The sequence below is a fragment of the Kocuria tytonicola genome, from assembly GCF_003687455.1.
Lineage (GTDB): Bacteria > Actinomycetota > Actinomycetes > Actinomycetales > Micrococcaceae > Kocuria > Kocuria tytonicola.
Genome location: NZ_PHOA01000144.1, coordinates 1 through 4266, shown reverse-complemented (window position 1 = coordinate 4266; position 4266 = coordinate 1). Strand labels below are relative to the sequence as shown.

Below are 4266 nucleotides of genomic sequence, written 5' to 3'. Positions count from 1 at the left end.
TCTGCCAGCAGCGCGTCGTACCCCTCCCGGAACGTGGGGTACCGCCACTGCGCGTCCGGCACGAACGCGTGCACGAGCGCACCGTCCACCGTCTTCCCCAGCGGCCCCTCCCCCGGCGCGGAGTCGTCCGGGGGTACGGGCACACCCAGCCGGTGCGCGAGGTGGGCGGCCACCTCGCCCAGCCGGGCGGCGTCGTGGTCCACGGCATGCAGCAGCCGCGGCGGCTCGGAGGACGAGAGGACGGTGGCAAGGACCGTCACGAGGTCGTCCCGGTGGATCCGGTTGGTCACGCGCCGGTGGTTCAGTGGCTTGCCGCTGCGCACCCGCTGGACCAGGGACGTGCGCCCCGGCCCGTAGATGCCCGCGGGCCGCACCACCACGAGGTCCGGGAACAGCTCCGCGGCCAGATCCTCCGCGGCGAGCAGCACGTGCGCGGTGGGCCGCTGCGGGTCGGGCGGGGTGGACTCGGTGACCTGTTCGCCGTCCCCACCCCCCAGCACCCCGGTGGAGGAGACGAGGACCACGCGCGGGTTCTGCTCGCCCAGCGCGCGCCGCAGCCCCCGCAGCCCACCCAGGTGGGTGCGTTCGTAGGCTGCGACGTCGCGGCCGTCGGCGGTCAGGGTGACGACGACGGCGTCGACCGCGGGCAGCCGCTCGTCCCCCGGGTCGGTGAGGTCCAGGGACACGGCCTCGATGGGCGCCGGCAGCGCGGCCGCGTGGCGCCGCACCCCGGTCACCATGCCCCCACGCCGTGCGAGCCGCAGGCCCAGGGCCGTGCCCACGTCCCCGCACCCGGCCACGAGCACCTTCGGCATTCCGGAATCCGTCATGGGTCCACCCTGCCACGCCGCGGGTGGAAGGCCCCCCGGCCCCGCCATGCCGTGCCACCCGGCGCGAGGCGGCGGAAAACACACCCGTAAGGCTACTTACCATTCTTCGGGCGACGTGCCTATGGTGGGTCCCCCAGCCCCGCAGGAACATTCATCCCGTCAGAACGGACATCATCATGATCGTGAAGTCACTGCACGACATCGGCCTGCGCTCGGAGTACGCCTACGCGGCGGGCATGGGCTCCATTGCCCTGTCCTTCGTCTCGTGGGGGATCTCCCGGGTCAAGAGCGACGACTCCAAGGCGCAGTCGGACCGCTGGGGCATCTTCGTGGGCCACTGGGCGCCCACGTTCATGAGCGTGGGCCTGGCCCTCGCCCAGTACGAGGAGAGCCTGAACAGCAAGAAGAAGTAGCGGACGTCCACTCCGCGCACGAACCGGCCCCGCACCACTCGGTGCGGGGCCGGTTCTGCAGGAACTCCTCACTCGACCACCGCTGCGTGAAACATTGCGCGCAGTCGGGAAAATGCTCCGCAATCCGTACGGGGTCGTCAATAATATGGGTGCTTACTACAAGCACCTCGCGCAACAGGAAGGATCCACCATGAGCAACTCCCCTCATGCTCGCCCGGCTCACCGAAACTCCGGGGCCACCCCCGTGAACGAGGGCCCGGACAAGAAGGACGTCGTGGCCGAGAAAGGCAAGAACGAGGCCGCAGACCTGAAGAACCAGGCCGCCGGGTCCGGCGAACGCGTGCTGGACACCGCCAAGGACAAGGCCGCCGAGGTCAAGGACGAGGCCACCCAGCAGGCCCAGAACCTCTTCGGCCAGCTCAAGGAGGACGTCCAGGGCTACGTGGGCCCGCAGCAGGAGCGCGTGGCCGCCACCGTGCGGTCGATCAGCGACGAGATCAACGCACTGTCCAAGGGTGAGAAGCCCCAGTCCTCGTACGTGACCGGACTGCTGGGCAGCGTGTCCGGGCAGGTGGACTCCCTGGCCTCGTCCCTGGAGAACAAGGATCCGCAGGCACTGCTCGGGGACGTCCGCCGGTTCGCGGCGCGCCGCCCCGGGACGTTCCTCGCCCTGGCCGCGGGCATCGGGCTGCTCGCCGGACGCGCCACGCGCGGCGTGAAGGACAGCGACGACGTCGCGACCGACAAGCAGGGCGTCAAGGAGTACTTCGGTGCCGCCGATCCCGCCGAGCGGACGGAGCACACGGCGCGCACGGAGCGCCACGCTCCCACCGCCACGGCGCCCCGCACGAGCACCGGGGGTGACACGTACGCGATGAACGCCCCGTCCGACCCCGCCCGCACGTACACCGACCGCGTTCCCGGAACCACCTACCCGGACCAGGAGGACAACCGTCGATGAGCCATCCCATTCCCCCGACGCCGGCCGAGCAGCGCGCCGAGCGCGAGTCCCTGGGTGAGATGTTCAAGTCCTTGAGCGTCAACCTCACCACTCTCATCCAGCAGGAGATCGCTCTCGCCAAGGCGGAGGTCACCCAGAGCGCCAATCAGGCCAAGGACTCCGGCAAGGTCCTGGGCAAGGGCGCCGGGATGCTGGGCGGAGCCGGCGTGGCCGGGCACTTCGTCCTGCTGTTCCTCTCCCTGGCCCTGATGTGGGCGCTGGGCAACGTGATGAACCTGGCATGGGCGGCGTTGATCGTGGCTGTGCTGTGGGCCATCTGCGCTGCCGTTCTGGCCGCGATCGGCAAGAAGAAGCTGAAGCAGGGCCAGCTCGAGCTCGCCCGAGCCACCAAGGATCCCCTCGCGCAGACGCGCGAGACCGTGACCGAGATCCCCGACACCGTGAACCCCTCCAAGGAGACCCCATGAGCCAGCAGACCCCCGAAGAAATCCGTGCTGAGATCGAGGCCACCCGCATGCGGCTGGGCTCCGACGTGGACGCCGTGGCCGAGAAGGTGACCCCCGAGAACGTGGTGGAACGCCAGAAGGACAAGGTCCGTGGCAAGTTCCAGGATGCCCGTGAGCGCGTCATGGGCTCCGCCGAGGATGCCCGCCGCAGCGGTGGCGACACCATGGACGAGCTGCGGGACACCGCGTCCGAGCGTGTGGACCAGGCCCGCGACGCCGTGAGCAACGCCCCCGCCATGGCCAAGGCCAAGACCCGCGGCAACCCCTTCGCCGCGGGCCTGATCGCCCTGGGCGCCGGCTGGCTCGTGGGTTCCCTCCTGCCCTCCAGCCAGAAGGAGCAGGAGCTGGTGGCCGACGCCGCCGACCGCCTCCAGCCCCACGCCCAGCAGGCCGCGGAATCCGTCAAGAGCGCCGCTCAGGACGTGGCCCAGGACCTGAAGGAACCGGCGCAGCAGGCCGCGCAGTCCGTCAAGGAGACCGCCCAGTCCGGCGCCCAGGACGTCAAGTCCCAGGGCCAGGCGGAAGCCGGCGGGTTGAAGGAATCCGCCAAGGAGTCCGCGCAGAACGTGAAGAACACCGCGTCCGGGAAGTAGGCCCGGAGCGGTTCACGTGCCGGTGCGGCCCGTGTGGTGGCGGACCGCTCCCAGGACCACCGCAGCCCCGTCTCGTCCCGAGACGGGGCTGCGGTGCTGGGAGGGGGCGCCGTGCCGCCCGGCCGGTCCGGTTCTCCCTCGCCCGTCACTCGTCACGCGGGCGGGGTGGTGCCGCTCGGCCGGTGCGGGTGCCCGGCGAGGAGGTGGTGCAGGTGCCGTGTCACGGGCCCGGGCGGCCAGCGGCTCACGCCCTGGATCTCCCCCACGGGACGCGCACCCCGCAGCGCGTTGGTCACGAACACCTCCGTGGCCCGCGCACAGTCGTCGAGACCGAGCGGGCGTTCCCGGACGCGGTGCCCGGCGGCCACCAGCAGCTCGACCACGTGCGCACGCATGACTCCGGGCAGGATCCGGCCATCGGCGGGAGGGGTCACCACGGCGCCGTCGAGCACCGCGAAGACATTGGCCCGTCCGGTCTCCAGGACGGTGCCGTCCTGCTCCACCAGGAGCGGATCGCACACCGGTGACCACGGACCGGGAACCCCGTCCAGGGCCCTGCGGTCCGCCCACTTGTGGCACCCCCACCCGCCGGGCACCACGACCGGGACGAGCCGCCACGGCGCAACAGGGAGTTCCACCCCGGGTGGGTTCAGCGGTCCGTGGCTGATCTCGATCCGCAGCCCGGTCACCTCCGGGACCGCGGTGACCCGCAGCCGGTGAGGTCCTTCCAGCGCAGCGGCACGAGCCCGGACCCGTTCCCCGAGCGCGCCCGGGAGCGCACGGGAGAAGCACGCGCGAACGCTGTCCCCGAGCCGTACCAGGTGCTCCGCCAGCTGCTCGGGCCGCCCCTCGCGGACGAGGATCGTGGTGAAAACCCCCCGCGACGGCTCGGGGCGGGCGCGGAGCACGGGCACCCCGCCCGCCCGCCCGGGGCGTCCGGCGACGGGAACGGACGCGGCCCCC

General features: G+C 71.7%; 6 protein-coding genes. 4 read left to right on the top strand and 2 right to left on the bottom strand.

Going from position 1 to position 4266, the window contains the following annotated elements; genetic code table 11:
- Positions 1–830: NAD-dependent epimerase/dehydratase family protein (locus CWC38_RS11120; protein WP_121846788.1), on the bottom strand; the 830-nt coding region annotated here is incomplete at its 3' end.
- Between the two features lie 176 nt (positions 831–1006).
- Between CWC38_RS11120 and CWC38_RS11115 the strand changes: the two genes are divergently transcribed.
- From CWC38_RS11115 to CWC38_RS11100, 4 genes are all read left to right on the top strand, one after another.
- Positions 1007–1243 (top strand): hypothetical protein, encoded by a 237-nt coding sequence (locus CWC38_RS11115; protein ID WP_121846787.1) that lies wholly within the window; start codon positions 1007–1009, stop codon positions 1241–1243.
- Between the two features lie 190 nt (positions 1244–1433).
- On the top strand, positions 1434–2204 hold the full coding sequence (locus CWC38_RS11110) for an ATP synthase subunit B family protein (protein WP_124106166.1): 771 nt from the start codon (positions 1434–1436) through the stop codon (positions 2202–2204).
- Positions 2201–2671 (top strand): phage holin family protein, encoded by a 471-nt coding sequence (locus CWC38_RS11105; protein WP_121846785.1) that lies wholly within the window; start codon positions 2201–2203, stop codon positions 2669–2671. The genes CWC38_RS11110 and CWC38_RS11105 overlap by 4 nt, the downstream gene beginning before the upstream one ends.
- Positions 2668–3303 carry a DUF3618 domain-containing protein gene (locus tag CWC38_RS11100; RefSeq protein ID WP_121846784.1) on the top strand — a complete coding sequence of 212 codons (636 nt, stop codon included), beginning with the start codon at positions 2668–2670 and terminating at the stop codon, positions 3301–3303. Before CWC38_RS11105 ends, CWC38_RS11100 begins: the two co-directional genes overlap by 4 nt.
- A 152-nt stretch (positions 3304–3455) precedes the next feature.
- On the opposite strand, the gene CWC38_RS11095 is transcribed toward CWC38_RS11100, so the two are convergent.
- Positions 3456–4266: aminotransferase class IV (locus CWC38_RS11095; RefSeq protein ID WP_206059905.1), on the bottom strand; the 811-nt coding region annotated here is incomplete at its 5' end.

Coding starts and splice junctions, on each gene's coding strand:
- CWC38_RS11115 (WP_121846787.1), top strand. CDS start 1,007: ATGATCGTGAAGTCACTGCACGACATCGGCCTGCGCTCGGAGTACGCC.
- CWC38_RS11110 (WP_124106166.1), top strand. CDS start 1,434: ATGAGCAACTCCCCTCATGCTCGCCCGGCTCACCGAAACTCCGGGGCC.
- CWC38_RS11105 (WP_121846785.1), top strand. CDS start 2,201: ATGAGCCATCCCATTCCCCCGACGCCGGCCGAGCAGCGCGCCGAGCGC.
- CWC38_RS11100 (WP_121846784.1), top strand. CDS start 2,668: ATGAGCCAGCAGACCCCCGAAGAAATCCGTGCTGAGATCGAGGCCACC.